14 protein-coding genes are annotated in these 14,576 nt (G+C 71.7%); 10 read left to right on the top strand and 4 right to left on the bottom strand.

Translation table 11 applies throughout. The annotated features are described in order from the left end of the window. Nucleotides 1-3: 3 nt before the first annotated feature. A complete protein-coding gene (locus ACZ7LU_RS10270; RefSeq protein WP_471916370.1) occupies nt 4-2,823 on the top strand; it encodes an AfsR/SARP family transcriptional regulator in 2,820 nt (939 codons plus the stop codon). An 87-nt stretch (nt 2,824-2,910) separates the two neighbouring features. Here ACZ7LU_RS10270 and ACZ7LU_RS10265 read toward each other — a convergent pair whose 3' ends face one another. The 3 genes from ACZ7LU_RS10265 to ACZ7LU_RS10255 all read right to left on the bottom strand — a co-directional run bounded on the left by ACZ7LU_RS10265 (nt 2,911) and on the right by ACZ7LU_RS10255 (nt 5,125). Then, entirely contained in the window at nt 2,911-3,210 is a 300-nt protein-coding gene (locus ACZ7LU_RS10265; protein WP_471119985.1) for a hypothetical protein, read from the bottom strand. Between the two features lie 74 nt (nt 3,211-3,284). Then, nucleotides 3,285-3,458, bottom strand: a complete 174-nt coding sequence (locus tag ACZ7LU_RS10260; protein WP_398311398.1) for a hypothetical protein — start codon at nt 3,456-3,458, stop codon at nt 3,285-3,287. Between the two features lie 149 nt (nt 3,459-3,607). After that, nucleotides 3,608-5,125: an alpha/beta hydrolase gene (locus ACZ7LU_RS10255; protein ID WP_471916369.1), complete on the bottom strand. Its 1,518-nt coding sequence runs from the start codon at nt 5,123-5,125 to the stop codon at nt 3,608-3,610. 162 nt (nt 5,126-5,287) lie between these two features. Between ACZ7LU_RS10255 and ACZ7LU_RS10250 the strand changes: the two genes are divergently transcribed. Beyond that, nucleotides 5,288-5,479: a DUF4236 domain-containing protein gene (locus tag ACZ7LU_RS10250; protein ID WP_160502320.1), complete on the top strand. Its 192-nt coding sequence runs from the start codon at nt 5,288-5,290 to the stop codon at nt 5,477-5,479. A 256-nt stretch (nt 5,480-5,735) separates the two neighbouring features. Next, nucleotides 5,736-7,007, top strand: a complete 1,272-nt coding sequence (gene thrS, locus ACZ7LU_RS10245) for a threonine--tRNA ligase (RefSeq protein WP_471916368.1) — start codon at nt 5,736-5,738, stop codon at nt 7,005-7,007. Nucleotides 7,008-7,030: 23 nt separating this feature from the next. Here thrS and ACZ7LU_RS10240 read toward each other — a convergent pair whose 3' ends face one another. Then, on the bottom strand, nt 7,031-7,645 hold the full coding sequence (locus ACZ7LU_RS10240) for a LysE/ArgO family amino acid transporter (RefSeq protein ID WP_468564006.1): 615 nt from the start codon (nt 7,643-7,645) through the stop codon (nt 7,031-7,033). 70 nt (nt 7,646-7,715) lie between these two features. Here ACZ7LU_RS10240 and ACZ7LU_RS10235 point away from each other — a divergent pair, with 70 nt between their 5' ends. The 7 genes from ACZ7LU_RS10235 (at nt 7,716) to ACZ7LU_RS10205 (ending at nt 14,571) form a co-directional block, all read left to right on the top strand. Beyond that, entirely contained in the window at nt 7,716-8,678 is a 963-nt protein-coding gene (locus ACZ7LU_RS10235) for a LysR family transcriptional regulator ArgP (protein ID WP_398311386.1), read from the top strand. Between the two features lie 76 nt (nt 8,679-8,754). Continuing rightward, nucleotides 8,755-9,024 carry a hypothetical protein gene (locus tag ACZ7LU_RS10230; protein WP_471916367.1) on the top strand — a complete coding sequence of 90 codons (270 nt, stop codon included), beginning with the start codon at nt 8,755-8,757 and terminating at the stop codon, nt 9,022-9,024. 261 nt (nt 9,025-9,285) lie between these two features. Further along, nucleotides 9,286-10,074 carry a HalD/BesD family halogenase gene (locus ACZ7LU_RS10225; protein WP_468315579.1) on the top strand — a complete coding sequence of 263 codons (789 nt, stop codon included), beginning with the start codon at nt 9,286-9,288 and terminating at the stop codon, nt 10,072-10,074. A gap of 26 nt (nt 10,075-10,100) precedes the next feature. Then, nucleotides 10,101-11,372: an APC family permease gene (locus ACZ7LU_RS10220; protein ID WP_471916366.1), complete on the top strand. Its 1,272-nt coding sequence runs from the start codon at nt 10,101-10,103 to the stop codon at nt 11,370-11,372. A gap of 25 nt (nt 11,373-11,397) precedes the next feature. After that, entirely contained in the window at nt 11,398-12,384 is a 987-nt protein-coding gene (locus ACZ7LU_RS10215; protein ID WP_471916365.1) for an ornithine carbamoyltransferase, read from the top strand. Then, entirely contained in the window at nt 12,381-13,145 is a 765-nt protein-coding gene (locus tag ACZ7LU_RS10210) for an SDR family NAD(P)-dependent oxidoreductase (RefSeq protein ID WP_471916364.1), read from the top strand. The genes ACZ7LU_RS10215 and ACZ7LU_RS10210 overlap by 4 nt, the downstream gene beginning before the upstream one ends. Nucleotides 13,146-13,239: 94 nt before the next feature. Continuing rightward, entirely contained in the window at nt 13,240-14,571 is a 1,332-nt protein-coding gene (locus tag ACZ7LU_RS10205) for an APC family permease (RefSeq protein WP_471916363.1), read from the top strand. The last annotated feature ends 5 nt before the right edge of the window (nt 14,572-14,576 follow it).

Genomic DNA, 14,576 nt, shown 5'->3' with positions numbered 1-14,576 from the left:
CCAGTGGAGTTCCGGCTGCTCGGAGCGGTTTCCGTCGCCACTGAGGTCGGCGTGCTGCCGCTCGGTCCCGCCAAGCGGCGCAGCCTGCTCGCCGCTCTGCTGCTCAGGCCGAACCACCCGGTCCCGGTCGGCCAGTTGACGGACGCTCTGTGGGACCACGAGCCGCCGACGCGGGCCCGCGGTGTCATCCAGGGGCATGTGTCGCGGCTGCGGGCCCTGCTCACGGGTGCGGACGCCGACATGTTCGGCGTCGAGCTGCTCACCCAGGGCACGGCGTACGTCCTGCGGATGCCGGAGTCACTGCTCGACGCGCACCGTTTCGAGGAGCTGGTGACGCTGGCCCGCAGCCAGCGCGCGCCCGCCGACGCCGTGGCGATGTACCAGGAGGCGCTGTCGCTGTGGCAGGGGCCCGCGTTGACCGGCGCGTATCCGAGTCAGCCGCTGCAGACGGCCGCCCAGGCGCTGGAGGAACTCCGCCTCGCCTCGGTGGAGTCGCTGGCCGCCGCCTACTCGCGGATGGGCGAGCACGCCCGGGCCGCGGCCGTGCTGCGCGCGGAGGCCAGTGTCCACCCGCTGCGCGAGTCGCTGTCCGCCGCGCTCGTGCGGGAACTGCAGCGGGCGGGGCGCCGCTCGGAGGCGCTCGACTGCTTCCACCGCACCCGACGGCTGCTCGCCGACGAGCTGGGGGTCGACCCGGGCCGGGAACTGGCCGATGCCTACACCGATGTGTTGCGCGGCGAGGGGGAGGGAGGAGACGCGGCACGGGAGCCGGCACCGGCCCCGCCCACGGCTGGGGCACCGGCTGCGACCAGCGCCCCCTCCCCCGCGCCCGTGGCCGCCGCTGTTCCTTCCCCGGCCCCGGTTCCCGGTCTCCCGCCTTCCCCCTCGCCCACCCCCTTGCCCTTGCCCGGCCCGATCGACCTCCTGCCCCGCATGCCGCGCGGCTTCCACGGGCGCGCCGCCGAGCTCACCGCGCTCTCCCGGGCCGCCGCCGGTGAAGCGCCCGTCTGCCTCGTCACCGGACCCGCCGGAGTCGGCAAGACCGCCTTCGTGGCGCACTGGGCGCACCGCAACCGCGAACTGTTCCCCGGCGGCCTGCTCTACGCCAATCTGCGCGGCTTCAGCGACACGGGTGAACCGGCTCTCCTCGAAGTGCTGCGGGAGTTCCTGCTGGCGCTCGGTGTCGCGCCGCGCCGCGTCCCGGAGTCGGCGGGCGGCGCGTCCGCGCTCTTCCGGTCCCTGTGCGCCGACCGCCGACTCCTCGTCGTACTCGACAACGCACGCGCGTCCGAGCAGGTCAGGGAGTTGCTGCCGGGTGGTGCGGAGTGCGTCACCGTGGTCACGAGCCGGTACAGGCTGCGCGGGCTCATCGCCTCCGACGCCGCCCGGCCCGTCCCCCTGGACGTCCTCGAACCGGACGACAGCACCGCCCTCCTCACCGCGGTGCTCGGCAAGGAGCGGGTGCTCGCGGAAGAGGTGGCGGCGCGGCGCCTCGCGGAGTTGTGCGGCGGGCTTCCGCTCGCGCTGCGGGTGGCGGCCGCGCGGCTCGCGGACCAGCCGGACTGGTCGCTGAGCGCGATGTGCGCCGAACTCTCGGACGAGTCACGCCGGTTGAGCCTGCTGGACGTGGAGGACACGGGCGTCCGGGCGGCGCTGCGGCTGACCGTGCGCAGGCTGCCCGACGACGCCGCGCACCACTTCGCCCCGCTCGGACAGCACCCGGGCACGCACGTCGACCGCTACACGGCCGCGGCCCTCGCCGGTACGGACCCGGTCGCGGCCGAGGCGGCGCTCGACAAGCTCACGGCGGCGCACCTCGTGATCAGGACCGCGCCGGACCGCTGGACGCTGCACGACCTCGTGCGGCTGTACGCGCGCGGCCTGGAGGCCGGGCCCGACGTCCTGGTGCGCGGGCTCGACCACAGCGTGGCGACGGCGCTGGCCGCCGCGGACGCGGCGGAGCCCGGTGACGAGTCGTGCTTCACGCTGCCCTCGGACTTCCGTTCACCGCCGGCGACCAGGGAGTTCGCCGACCGCGAGCAGGCCATGGACTGGTACGCGGCCGAGCGCGACGACCTGACGCTGGCGGCGGCCGCGGCGCACGCCGCCGGACTGCACGGCAGGACGTGGCGGATCGTCCTCGCGCTCTGGCCGCAGATCGTGTGGCGGGTGCGGGACGACTGGACTCCCCTGCTGCGGACGGCACTTGAGGCGACCGAGGCCGACGGCGACGCGCGCGCCGAGTCGCGGGTCCGTGCCCTGCTCGGCTGGGTCCTGACGGAGGAGGGCCGCACCCCTGAGGCGCTGGTCCATCTGGAGGCCGCGCCGGTGCTCGCCGCCCGCGCCGGTGACACCCGCGGCGAGGCGACCGCGCTGATCAACCTGTCGCTCGCGCAGGCCGAACTCGGCAGCCCCGAGGAAGCCGCCGAGGGGTGCGCGCTCGCGGCGGAGCTCGCGCACAGCGTCGGCGACCGGAGCACCGAACGGCTCGCGCTCTACCACCTCGCCCGGCACCGCCTCGACGCCAGGGAGTGGCAGGCGGCCTTCGAGACGGCCGTCGCCGCCCTCGACCTCGACAGCCCGTCGGAGGCGTCCACGGCGGCCCGGGTGCTGCTGCGCACCGTGATCGGGGAGGCGCTGCTGGGGATGGGCGACGAGACCGAGGGCATCCGGCGACTGGAGAGCGCGGCCCGCGAGGCGGAGACATCGGGCTACGACGACGGCGCGGTCCGCGCCCTCGGGGCACTCCTCCGCGTCTCGGCGGACGCGGGACTGCAGGCGCGGTACGACATGGCGATGGTGCGGTTGATGGCGCGTACGTGACCGCAGCGCGTGCGTACCGGGGCGGCGTCCCTGGCTGTGGTGTTATCGGTGGCGCGTCCCCGAGGCGGCGGTACGCGCGGTCTCGTGTCAGGTGCCCGGTGAGGGCTCACCGTCCGCCGTACCGGCGGCGTCCTTCGACTGTGTGGCGTGCTCGGTGAGCTGCTGATTCACCTCGCGCGCCTGCTCGGCCAGCGCGCGGGCCCGCGCCTCGGCCCGGTCCGCCCGTGCGTTGATCCGGGCGATGTCGTCCTCGATGACCTGGAGGGCCAGTGCGGTCGCGGCGTCGGCGTCCTGCGGGGGCAGGTCACCGGGCAGGTCCTCCAGGGCGCTCTTGACCGCGGGGATGCCGCCGCGGTCGTGGATGTCTTTCCAGTACTCGTAATCCATTGCGCCATCCTGGCCGATCGGCCGGGGCCGGCGCGAGCGGCGGCCCGCCCGGCGCCCGTGCCGCGCCGGCGCCGCTAGGACGCGGGCCCGGTGGGCGTGCCCGGCCGGGCGGGTGTGCTGAAGTCCAACAGGTCCTCGGCCGTCTGCTGCGTCTCCTCCGCGGCCTTGCGGGCCGTGGCGACGACATCGCCGTGCTCCTGGACGAGGGTGTGATAGATCGGCGCCTGGGTGGCGTCATTGGCCGGCATGACCTGCGGCTCCTTGTTCGGTGACTACTTGTGATCGGGTCGGCCGTGGGCGGCCGACCCGCGACCTTACGCGAACTCGGTGCCCCGATGGCACCCGACCCCGATCATGAGACGGCCGCTTGTGACCACCTTCACACGCGGTGGGCGGCTCAGCCGCAGTGCATGTCCTGACCGGGCCTCTTGCCCGTGGCCAGGAAGCGGGTGACCGTCCGGTCGCCGCATGCGTTTCCGTTGGCGAGGTAGACGTCGTGCCCGGTGGCGTCGACCGTCACCATGACGGCGCGGCGGCCCAGCGCCTCGCGCAGTTTCAGGGCGCCGCTCAGCGGGGTGTTGGGGTCGCGCTCGTTCTGGACGAGGAGGATGTTGGACGGGCCGCGGTCGGTGACGCGGACCGCGGGCGCCTTCGGCCGGAACGGCCAGGCGGCGCAGAGCATCGCGTTCCTGGGCATGCCGGCGGTCAGCGGATACTTGGCGCGACTCTCGGTGACGCCCTTCTGATACACGGCGGGTGAGGTTGGCCACGCGACGTCGTTGCAGAGGGTCGCGGAGCCGACGGCGAGGGAGTTCTGCAGCGCCTTCTCGGGCGGCGCCTGGGGTGCGGGCGGCAGCTCTCCCTTCTGGGCGCCGAGCATCAGCCGGGCGAGATCGGGGAAGTCGTCGGGGTCGGCCATCGCGGTGAGCATGGCCTGCCGCAGTACGTTGCCGTTCAGGACCGCCGGGTTGGCGCCGCGCCAGGGGATCGGTTCGCGGTCCAGGCGGGCGGCGAGGCGGAGGAAGAGCGGGCGCACTTCGGCCGCCGTGTCCGCGAGGCGGTAGTCGTGGCCGGGCGCGGAGGCCCATGCGGCGAACTCCGGGAAGGTGTCCTCGACGCCCTGCTCGTGCGCCGCGAGCCAGTTGCGGCCGACCCGGCGGGGGTCGGGATCGTCGTTGCTGTCCAGCACGATCCGGTCGGTGCGGTGCGGGAACAGCCGGCTGTAGACGGCGCTCACGTATGTGCCGTAGGAGACCGCCCACGCCGAGAGTCTCTCCTCGCCGAGCGCGGCGCGGATGCGGTCGATGTCGCGGGCGTTGTCGGCGGTGCTGATGTGGCGCATCAGCTCGCCGCCGTTGCGGGCGCAGGCGTCGGACAGGCGTTTCGCCGTGGCCATGTTGCCGGTGACGGAGCCGTCCGGGGCGGTCCAGGGGCGCAGGCTGGTCGAGGCGAGGTCGGCGTGTTCGAAGCCGCAGTCGACCGGGGTGGAACGGCCGAGGCCGCGGGGGTCGAAGCCGATCAGGTCGTAGGCGTCGCGCACGCTCTGGGGCAGTTCCCGCCCCTTGCCGGACGGGTCGTTGATGCTGGACCCGCCGGGCCCGCCGGGGATCAGCAGCAGTGCGCCGCGGCGGGCCGCGGGCTTCTCACTGGGGACGCGGGAGATCGCGATCTCGATCTTCTTGCCTTCGGGGTGGGCGTGGTCCATCGGCACGTCGAGCGTCGCGCACTCCTGCCTCGAGCCCGGCGCCTGACCCTCGCACTCCGTCCAGTCGAGCGCCGCGGTGGCGGTCGCCGGTGCGGCTGGTGCGGCTGGTGCGGCCGGTGCCGCGGAGGCGGCGAGCGGCGCGGTGAGGGTGAGGACGACGGCGGACGCGGAGGCGGCCAGTAAGGCGGTGTTCCGCTTGGTTTTCGTCATACCGAGGATCTTTGTCATACGGAGGATCTTCGCCGTCGGGACGGAGCGGCCACATCATCCCAACTGGCCCACCCGTATGGGGGTTTACCCCGAACAGCCACCTAGGGGGCCGTGAGGAGCGCCCCGGTGCGGGTACTCGCGGACGGACGCAAGGAGGAGTTCATGCCACTCACGTTCCGCAAGAGTTTCCGGATACTTCCCGGGGTTCGGCTGAACATCAACAAGCGCTCGTGGTCCCTCACCACGGGAGGCCGTCACGGACCCCGGCGCACTCACAGCAGCACCGGTCGGCGCACCACGTCGATGGACCTGCCGGGTCCGTTCGGCTGGCGGCGTACGACGAAGCGGCGCTGAAAGCCGTCCAAGAGCCGCTCCCCACAGAGCTGCTCCCCACAGAGCCCTCCTCACACAGCCGCTCCCCAAAATGCGATGCCGTGCCGAGACCTGTCCTGTTACGGTCACCGGCATGAAGAAGCGCGCCGCGATGACGACGACGCCGGAGAGTGTCCCGGCGCGCTGATCGATGTGCTCAGTTCGAAGCCCCGGGGCGAGTGCCCCGGGGCTTCTGCTCGCGGAAGGTCACTCGCCCGATGTCCGCGAGGAGACCTCGATGAACGACATGACCCGCCTGGCCGACGCCGCCGACGACGACCGTCGCGACGCACCGCATGACCACCGCAGACTGGGCCGCGAACTCGGCCTGTTCGGCACCGATCCGTTGATGGGCGCCGGACTGCCGTACTGGCTGCCGGACGGGGCGGCCGTGCGGCACGCCCTGGAGGAGTACATCCGCGACGCCGAACGGCGCGCCGGATACCGGCACGTGTACTCGCCCGTGCTCGGAAAGCGGGAGCTGTACGAGATCTCCGGGCACTGGTCGCACTACAGCGACGACATGTTCCCGCCGATGGACCTGGGCGGCGAGCAGGTGGTGCTGCGTCCGAGCCTCTGCCCGCACCACGCGCTCATCTACCGCTCCCGGTCCCACAGTTACCGTGAGCTGCCGCTGCGCATGGCCGAACTCGGCGGCATGTATCGCGCTGAACTCTCCGGCGTACTGGGCGGATTGAGTCGGGTGCGGGCCATCCACCTGAACGACGCGCACATCTTCTGCACCCTTGACCAGGTCGCCGACGAGGCGAGCGCCGCTCTGGGGATGATCCGCCGCGCGTACGACGCACTGGGCATCCGTCCGGCTCGCTTCCGGCTGTCCCTGCCCGGCCCCGGCGGCAAGTATGTCGCCGATCCGGAGAAGTGGCGGCGCTCCACCGACCTGTTGACCGAGGTCCTCGACCGGTCCGGGTTGCCCTATGAGGCTGTCGAGGGCGAGGCCGCGTTCTACGGACCGAAGATCGACGTCCAGGTGGTCGACGGAGCGGGCCGCGAGTCGACCCTCTCCACCGTCCAGGTCGACTTCCACCAGCCCGAACGGTTCGATCTGCGCTACGTCGGCGCGGACGGCGCCAAGCACCGGCCGGTGATGGTCCACCGCAGCGTCATCGGCAGCGTGGAGCGAGCCGTCGCCCATCTCGTCGAACAGCACGGCGGAGCCTTCCCCGCCTGGCTCGCCCCGACCCAGCTTGTGGTCCTGCCGGTCTCGGAGGCACAACTGCCCGGTGCCGAGCGCCTCCTGCGGCAGTGCGCCGAGCTCGGACTGCGGGCGGAGCTCGCCAGGCCCGGGGAGGGCAGCCTGGGCGCTCGCGTCCGGGCCGCCCGCCTCGTGCCCTACCAGGCCGTCGTCGGCGCGAAGGAGGACGCCGACGACCTGGTCGCGCTGCGGCTGCGGGACGGGCGGCGCCTCGACGCGCTGCCCGTCGCTGAGGCCCTGGCCCGCATCGGCGCCCTCGTCGGGGCGCACCGGGCCGAACTGTGGGACGCCTGACCACGACAGGAGGTGAGGGGCGGTCAGAGTGCGCCGACGACCAGCGTCACGCCCATGACCGTCATCGTCGCCGCGATCAGGAAGTCCAGCGCCCGCCACGAGGCGGGCCGCGCGAAGAAGCCGCTGAGCAGCCGAGCGCCGTAGCCGAGCGCGGCGAACCAGCACACGCTGCCGAGCATGGCGCCGACGCCGAAGGCCCAGCGGAGGCCGTCGTGGCCGGCGGCGACCGAGCCGAGGAGGAGGACCGTGTCGAGATAGACATGCGGGTTGAGCCAGGTCATGGCCAGGCAGGCGAGCAGCGCGCCGCGCCGTGATCCGGCCGTCTCGCCGACGGCCGTCATCGCGGTGGGGCGCAGGGCGCGGCGCGCGGCGATGACGGCGTACGAGAGGAGGAAGCCTCCGCCTATCAGGCCGACGAGGGTCATCGCCGGGGGCCAGGCGGTCACGAGGCTGCCGACTCCGGCGACGCCCGCCCCGATGAGCACCATGTCGGAGAGGGCGCAGATGGCCACCACGCTGAACACCGCCTGACGTCGGATGCCCTGCCGCAGTACGAAGGCGTTCTGCGAGCCGATGGCGACGATGAGCGAGAGTCCGGTGCCGAATCCGGCAGCCGCGGCGGTCAGTGCTGTTCCCATGGCTTCGACGTTAAGGATCACTGACGCACTAAGTACAGGTAAAGATTCTCATGTAGCTTAAGCAATCGTGATGCCGCATACCGAGAAGGCCAAAGAGGCAGGGCGGACGAGCCTTCCGTCCGGGGCGCTCTCGGAGCTGCCGCTCGAACACGTGCGGACGCTCCTCGCCGTCGTCGACGAGGGCACCTTCGACGCCGCGGCGGCCGCCCTGCACGTCACGCCGCCCGCGGTCAGCCAGCGCGTCAAGGCACTGGAGCGCCGTACAGGGCGGGTGCTGCTGATGCGGACCAAACCGGTGCGGCCCACCGAGTCGGGGCAGGTCGTCGTGCGGTTCGCCCGGCAGCTGGCCCGCCTGGAGCGGGACGCGCGCGCCGAGCTCGGCATCAGCGACACGGGCGAGCCCGCCGTCCTGCCGGTCGCGGTGAACGCCGACTCGCTCGCGACCTGGTTCCTGACCGCCCTGGCCCGGATGCCCGACGAGCCGCGGGTCTGTTTCGAGCTGCGGCGCGAGGACGAGGACCACACGACGTCACTGCTGCGCGAGGGCTCGGTGATGGCTGCTGTCACGTCGTCGCCGGACGCGGTGTCGGGCTGTACGGTGCGGCGGCTCGGGCGGATGCGGTATCTGCCGGTCGCCTCGCCCGGGTTCGCGGCACGGCGGCTCGGCGACTGGCCGCGCGTGCCGCTCGGGGAGGTCCTCGCGGACGCGCCCGCGGTGTTCTTCGACCGCCGCGACTGCCTGCAGGACGACTTCGCACGCAAGGTGACGGGCGGGCGCGGCGCGAGCCCGCTGCGGCATTACGTTCCCTCGTCGCGCGGGTTCCTCGAGGCGGTCGAGGCGGGTCTCGGCTGGGGCGTGGTGCCGCAGGCTCAGGCCGAGCCCCTGTTGCGGGCGGGCGCGCTGACCCTGCTCGACCCCGACCGGGTCGTGGACGTACCGCTGTTCTGGCAGCAGTGGAAGCTCGACTCGCCCGCGCTGGCCGCGCTGGCGGACGCGGTGGTGACCGCGGCCGCCCAGGCCCTGGACCAGTGACCGGTCGGCCCCGGAGCCGGTGACACGCGGCGGACAGAACGTGCGGTGCGGGCGACTCCTGTCTAGCGTCACTGGCATGACGACTGATCCGCGGATTTACGAGCTTCTGCTGGTGCCCGAGTTCACCGAGCGCGGGACGGGGACGATCGGCGGTGACCATGCGCTGCGTTCCGCGGTGGTGGTCGCCACGGGCGAGACCGGCGCGTCCGGCTACCCGCGCTACGTCGGGGGCGGCATGGAGGCCGACATCGACCCGGCGACGCGGTCCGTCGAGGCGCTGCTCGTCGACGGGGCCGAGCTGGACTACGGGCTCTCGGTGCGGGTCGCCGACCGGTCGGACGGCTGACACCACACCTTCCCGCGACAATACGACAATGTGACAGAAAGAATGTTCGCGTCAAAAATAACGCTGCTTCGTTTCACGTGAATCATGTAAAACGGAGCTCGGCCTTCTGAATGGACGCCTCCAGGCTCCTGCCAGGCACACCGCGCCGCACTGGCTTGAACTCATCGCTTTCGATGGTGCCCACAGGTCGACCCGGTAGGCTTCGGTATTCGAAAAGACCGAAGTGAACACACCTCCTGCCGACCATGTGGGGAGCTGGTCATGCGACCGGACGACCGGATCGGGGGCCTCGTCCAGTCCCTCTCGGAACACCTCGTCAAAAATGTCGAGGACCACCTGCTGGAGGGCGCGCGCCGCGATTTCCTCCAGCTCGGATTCGCGAAATTGCCCTTCCTCGTTCCTGACCATGTCAAATCATCGGTTGCGGACGAGATCGAAAGCCTCGTCGCCGAACACGGCGTCCGCCGCGGAATGCGCTTCAAGGAAACCGGCGGCACGCCTCGGCTGATGCGCAATGTCCGCCACAAGGAAATCAGCGAGCACGGTTCGGTCATTCCGGCGGTGTACGCCTCCGCGGATCTCCTCGACGCGCTGGGGAAGGTCGCGGGCGAGCCCGTGCTCACCTGTCCCTACGAGCCGGAGCGGTACGTGATCACCGAGCTGGAGCAGTCCGGCGACACGCACGGATGGCACTGGGACGACTACAGCTTCGCGCTCGTCTGGGTCGTCGCCTGCCCGCCCGCCGAGCACGGCGGATTCGTCCAGTGCGTGCCCCGCACGTACTGGAACAAGCAGGATCCGCAGCTGCACCGCCAGTTCATCGCGCAGCCCATCCACTCCTTCGAACTACGCCCGGGCGACCTCTACTTGATGCGCACCGACACCACCCTGCACCGCGTCTATCCGCTGAGCAGCGGCCGCCGCCTGATCATCAACATGGGCTACGCCTCCCAGGGTGACCTGCACAAACAGATCAGCCACGAAACCATGGACGGACTCTGGAACGGCTCGCGCGACGAGCAGGCGGGGCAGCCGAGGCAGACCGTATGACCTCAGCCGAAGGGGCTCGGACCCAGGTGCCCGAGCCCCCTCAGCTGCCGCGCCGGCTGGGCACCTCGGGTCTCGTGGCGCACTACGTCACCTCTGTGATGGGCGCCGGTGTGCTCCTGATTCCCGCTCTCGCCTGGGCCGAGGCGGGGCCGCTGTCCCTGGTCGCCTGGGGGCTGCTCATCCTTTACAGCTACCCCTTCGCACTGATCTTCGCGACGCTGTCCGTACGGCACCCCACGAGCAAGGGCGTCGCCCAGTTCGTGGAAGCGGCGTTCGGGCCCCGGGCGGGCCGGATCGCCGCCGTCTTCCTCCTCATCACGCTGCTCGCCGGAAATCCGGTGCTCGGCCTCGCGGCCGGCCGCTATCTGCTCGCAGCGGTCGAACCCACGGCGTCGAACCGGGCGGCCCTCCTCGCGGGCGCCGCCGTCATCGTGTTCTGCGTGCTGCTCAACCTCTGCGGGATCAGGGTCAGTACGCGCGCCCAGATGGTGGTTCTCGGCACTGTGGTGCTCCTGCTGGCCTTCGTCATCTGTCTGGCCCTTCCCCAGGGGGACTACACGCGCCTCGCGCCGTTCGCGCCGCACGGCTGGAGCGCTCTCGGCAGTACGTTGCTCATCTGTTTCTTCGGATTCATCGGCTGGGAGAACGCGGCTCCGGTGGCCGAGGAAGTGCGGGACCCCGGCCGCACGTTCCCCAAAGGAATTCTCTACGCCGTCTGTTGTGTGGGGCTCCTGTACTTCGCCATGGCGTTCACCGTCTCCGTGGCCCTGCCCGAGACGTCCGCGGGCCAGTCGGATCTGACGGCGTTCGTGCGGCTCCTGGAGGCGGCCACGGGATCCGGGCTGCGCAGCGCCGGATATCTCGTCGCCGGAATTCTGCTGCTGCTCACCACCAACGCCTGGTGCCTCGGCACCTCGCGCGTCGTCTTCGCACTCGCCCGCGACGGCCTCCTGCCGACCGGCCTCAGCCGGCTCACCCCGCAGGGCAGGGTCCCGGCACGCGCCGTCCTCGCCCTCCTGCCCGGCTATGCCGTCTCGGTCGTCATCCTCCTGGCCACCGACTCCAGCGAGACCACACTGATCAAGGCCTCATCGGCGACCTACCTGCTCATCTTCCTCATGGCCTTCCTCTCCGCCACCCGGCTCCTCCCCCGGGGCCGCACCGCCCGCCTGAACCTGGCGGTCATCGCGGCCACCGTCGTCATGCTGCCGTTCTTCGGCGTCAGCGTCGTCATCGCCCTGGCGATGCTGCTCGTCGCCGTGATCGCCGAGCGGTGGCTGCGCAAGCGCGTCACCTAACCCCCCCCGAGACAGGAGTACTCACGTGACCGCGCGACACATCCTGCGAATACAGGACCTCACAGCCAAGGAAATGTGCTCCCTGCTCGACCTCGCCGAAGCGATGAAACGCGGCGACGACACGCGCGCCCACCTCGCGGGCCGCTGCATCGGCCTCCTCTTCAACGTGCCGTCCACCAGAACCCGCGTCTCCTTCCAGGTCGCCGCCTCCCAACTCGGCGCCGACAGCTACCCGTACGGGGTGGAAGAGCTACGGCTCGCCAATCGCGAGTCGATCGAGGACACCATCGGCGTACTCAACCGCTACCTCGACGCGCTCGTGGTCCGCTGGTACGACATGAACGAGTACGGCGCGGGCCACCGCCGCCTGCGCGCCATGGCCGACCGGGCGACGATCCCCGTCATCAACGCGCTGGACGACGAGGAACACCCCTGCCAGGTCCTCGCCGACCTCATGACACTGCGCGAGCTGTACGGGGCGGGGGTCCCGGCCGAACGGATCGTGTACGCCTGGTCCTACTCGCCGCGGCAGAAGACCCCCGGGGTGCTGCACTCCTCCATGATGGCCGCGGCCCTGCTCGGCCACCGCATCACCGTCGCGCACCCGCCGGGATTCGCGCCCGAGGAGCGCGTGACCGCCGCCGTCCAGGAAGTCGCCGCCCGCACCGGCGCGCGCGTCGACCTCACGCACGACCTGGAGGAAGCCGTCCGCGGCTGCTCCGCCGTGTACACCCTGAGCTGGAAGTCCCCCACACTCGTCGGTCAGGAGGAGATCCAGGCGAGGACCCGGCTCGCGGACCGGTGGCGGATCACCGAACCGCTGATGCGGCTCGCCGGCGAGGAGGCCGTCTTCCTCGACTGCATGCCCACCAACCGCGGCGAGGAGGTCGACGCCGAGGTGAAGGACGGCCCCCGGTCGAAGATCTTCCAGCAGGCCGAGAACCGCCTGCACACCCAGAAGGCCCTCCTCACCCAGCTCTTCGACGGAACGCTCTCGGGAGGCCCGCGATGACGGCCGTACGACCTGGCACACGGGTGGCGCTGGTCACCGGGGGCGGCGGTGGCATCGGCCGCGCCGTCGCACGCCGCCTCGCGGACGAGGGCGCGGCCGTCGCGGTCGTCGACCGGGACCACGAGGCGGAGGCCGTGGCCCGCGACATCCGCGCCGCAGGCGGGCACGCCGAGCCGTTCGTGTGCGACGTCTCCGCCGAGGGCGAGGTATCGGCCCTGGTGAAAGAGGTCGTCGGCAGGCTCGGCGGCATCACCGACGTGTGCTGCGTCGCGGGCAGCATCCGGCGCGGGACGGTACGGGAGCTGTCCCTGGACGACTGGCACGCGACGTTCGCGGACAACGTGGACTCGGTCTTCCTCGTGTGCCGGGAGGTCATCCCGCACATGGAGCGTGCCGGACACGGGAGCATCGTCACCGTCGCCTCCGGCTGGGGCCTGCGCGCCGGGGCGAAGGCCGCCGCGTACTGCACGGCGAAGGCCGGTGTGGTGATGCTCACACAGGCCATGGCGCTGGACCACAGCCCCGCCGGCATCAGGGTCAACTGCGTCGCCCCGGGCGACACCCGCACGCCCATGCTCGCCCGCGAGGCACGTCAACTCGGCCAGTCCGACGCCGAGTTCCTCGCCGAGGCCGCCGACCGGCCGCTGGGCAGGATCGGCACGCCCGAGGACATCGCCGCGGCGGTCGCCTTCCTCGCCGGGCCCGACGCCGACTTCGTCACGGGCACCGTGCTGACCGTGGACGGTGGAGGAAGCGTTTAGGGGGAACCCTCGTGTCGAACGCCGGCCCGCGTGCGCCACGCGGTGGCGTTCGACAGACTGAACGAGGGATTCCACACCGAGGAGCGGAAAACGAGTGGCCGAGCAACTCACCGATCAGTCCGGCGACCGGTCCGTCGGGCTGAAGAAGGCCCTGACGACTCCCCTGCTCTACTTCTTCATCCTCGGAGACGTGCTCGGGGCGGGGGTCTACGTCCTCGTCGGGCAGATCGCCGCCGAATCGGGCGGCGCCGTCTGGGTGCCCCTGGTCCTCGCCCTGCTGCTCTCGCTGCTGACTGCCTCCTCGTACGCCGAGCTCGCCACGAAGTATCCGAAGGCCGGGGGCGCCTCCCACTACGCGACGCTCGCCTACGGACCCTTCGCCGGATTCCTGGCCGGGTTCTGCATGCTGGCGGCGGGCATCGTCTCCGTGGCCGCGCTGGCCCGGGGCTTCGCCGGGGAGTATCTGACCGCCTTCGTCACCCTGCCCGTCGTCCTGGTGGCGGCCCTCTTCCTGGGTGCTCTCGCCCTCCTCAATGCCCGCGGCATCAGCGAGTCCACCCGCGCCAACGTGGCCGCGACGGTCATCGAAGTGGGCGGTCTCCTGCTGGTCGTCGGCCTCGGCGTGTGGCTGTTCCTGCGCGGCGACGGCGACGCCGGGAGGCTCGTCCAGCTCGGCACCGCGGAGAAGGGTGCCGCCGCCGGCGTCCTGAGCGGGACGGTGCTCGCGTACTACTCCTTCGTCGGCTTCGAGACCTCCGTCAACGTCGCCGAGGAGACCCGCGACCCGCGCCGTTCCTACCCCCGCGCCCTCTTCGGCGCCCTGGTGACGGCGGGGGCCGTCTACGCCCTCGTCGGGATCGTCGCCTCGGTGGCCGTCCCCACCGAGACGCTCGCCGACTCCAGCGGCCCGCTGCTCGAAGTGGTGCGGGAGGCCGGCGGAGTGCCTCCGAAGCTGTTCAGCGCCATCGCCCTCGTCGCCGTCGCCAACGGCGCGCTGCTCACCGGCATCATGAGTTCGCGGCTGGCCTACGGCATGGCACGGGACGGACTCCTGCCGCACTTCCTGACCCGTGTGCTGCCCGGCCGCCGCACTCCGTGGGCGACCATCGCGGCCACGACCGTCCTCTCTTTCCTGCTGGCCCTGACGGGGGACGTGGAGACGCTCGCCTCCACCCTGGTGCTGCTGCTCCTCGTCGTGTTCTTCCTCGTCAACACCGCCGTCCTCGTGCTGCGCCGCGACCGCGTGGAGCGTCCCCACTTCCGGGCGTACACCGCACTCCCGGTCCTCGGCGCGCTCTCCTGCGTGCTGCTCGCCACGCAGATCGAGGCCGAGGTGTGGACCCGCGGCCTGATCATCCTCGCGGTCGGCGTGGCCCTCGGCGCGGTGTCCGCCTGGCGCCGCCGCGGGGCGTCGACCCTGCGCTGAAGCCC

The organism is Streptomyces sp. NPDC039462 (genome assembly GCF_055639375.1).
This window is presented reverse-complemented; position numbering and strand designations above follow the sequence as displayed.

Coding starts and splice junctions, on each gene's coding strand:
- ACZ7LU_RS10240 (WP_468564006.1), bottom strand. CDS start 7,645: ATGGGAACAGCACTGACCGCCGCGGCTGCCGGATTCGGCACCGGACTC.
- ACZ7LU_RS10210 (WP_471916364.1), top strand. CDS start 12,381: ATGACGGCCGTACGACCTGGCACACGGGTGGCGCTGGTCACCGGGGGC.
- ACZ7LU_RS10260 (WP_398311398.1), bottom strand. CDS start 3,458: ATGCCGGCCAATGACGCCACCCAGGCGCCGATCTATCACACCCTCGTC.
- ACZ7LU_RS10235 (WP_398311386.1), top strand. CDS start 7,716: ATGCCGCATACCGAGAAGGCCAAAGAGGCAGGGCGGACGAGCCTTCCG.
- ACZ7LU_RS10265 (WP_471119985.1), bottom strand. CDS start 3,210: ATGGATTACGAGTACTGGAAAGACATCCACGACCGCGGCGGCATCCCC.
- ACZ7LU_RS10225 (WP_468315579.1), top strand. CDS start 9,286: ATGCGACCGGACGACCGGATCGGGGGCCTCGTCCAGTCCCTCTCGGAA.
- thrS (WP_471916368.1), top strand. CDS start 5,736: ATGAACGACATGACCCGCCTGGCCGACGCCGCCGACGACGACCGTCGC.
- ACZ7LU_RS10255 (WP_471916369.1), bottom strand. CDS start 5,125: ATGACGAAAACCAAGCGGAACACCGCCTTACTGGCCGCCTCCGCGTCC.
- ACZ7LU_RS10250 (WP_160502320.1), top strand. CDS start 5,288: ATGCCACTCACGTTCCGCAAGAGTTTCCGGATACTTCCCGGGGTTCGG.
- ACZ7LU_RS10230 (WP_471916367.1), top strand. CDS start 8,755: ATGACGACTGATCCGCGGATTTACGAGCTTCTGCTGGTGCCCGAGTTC.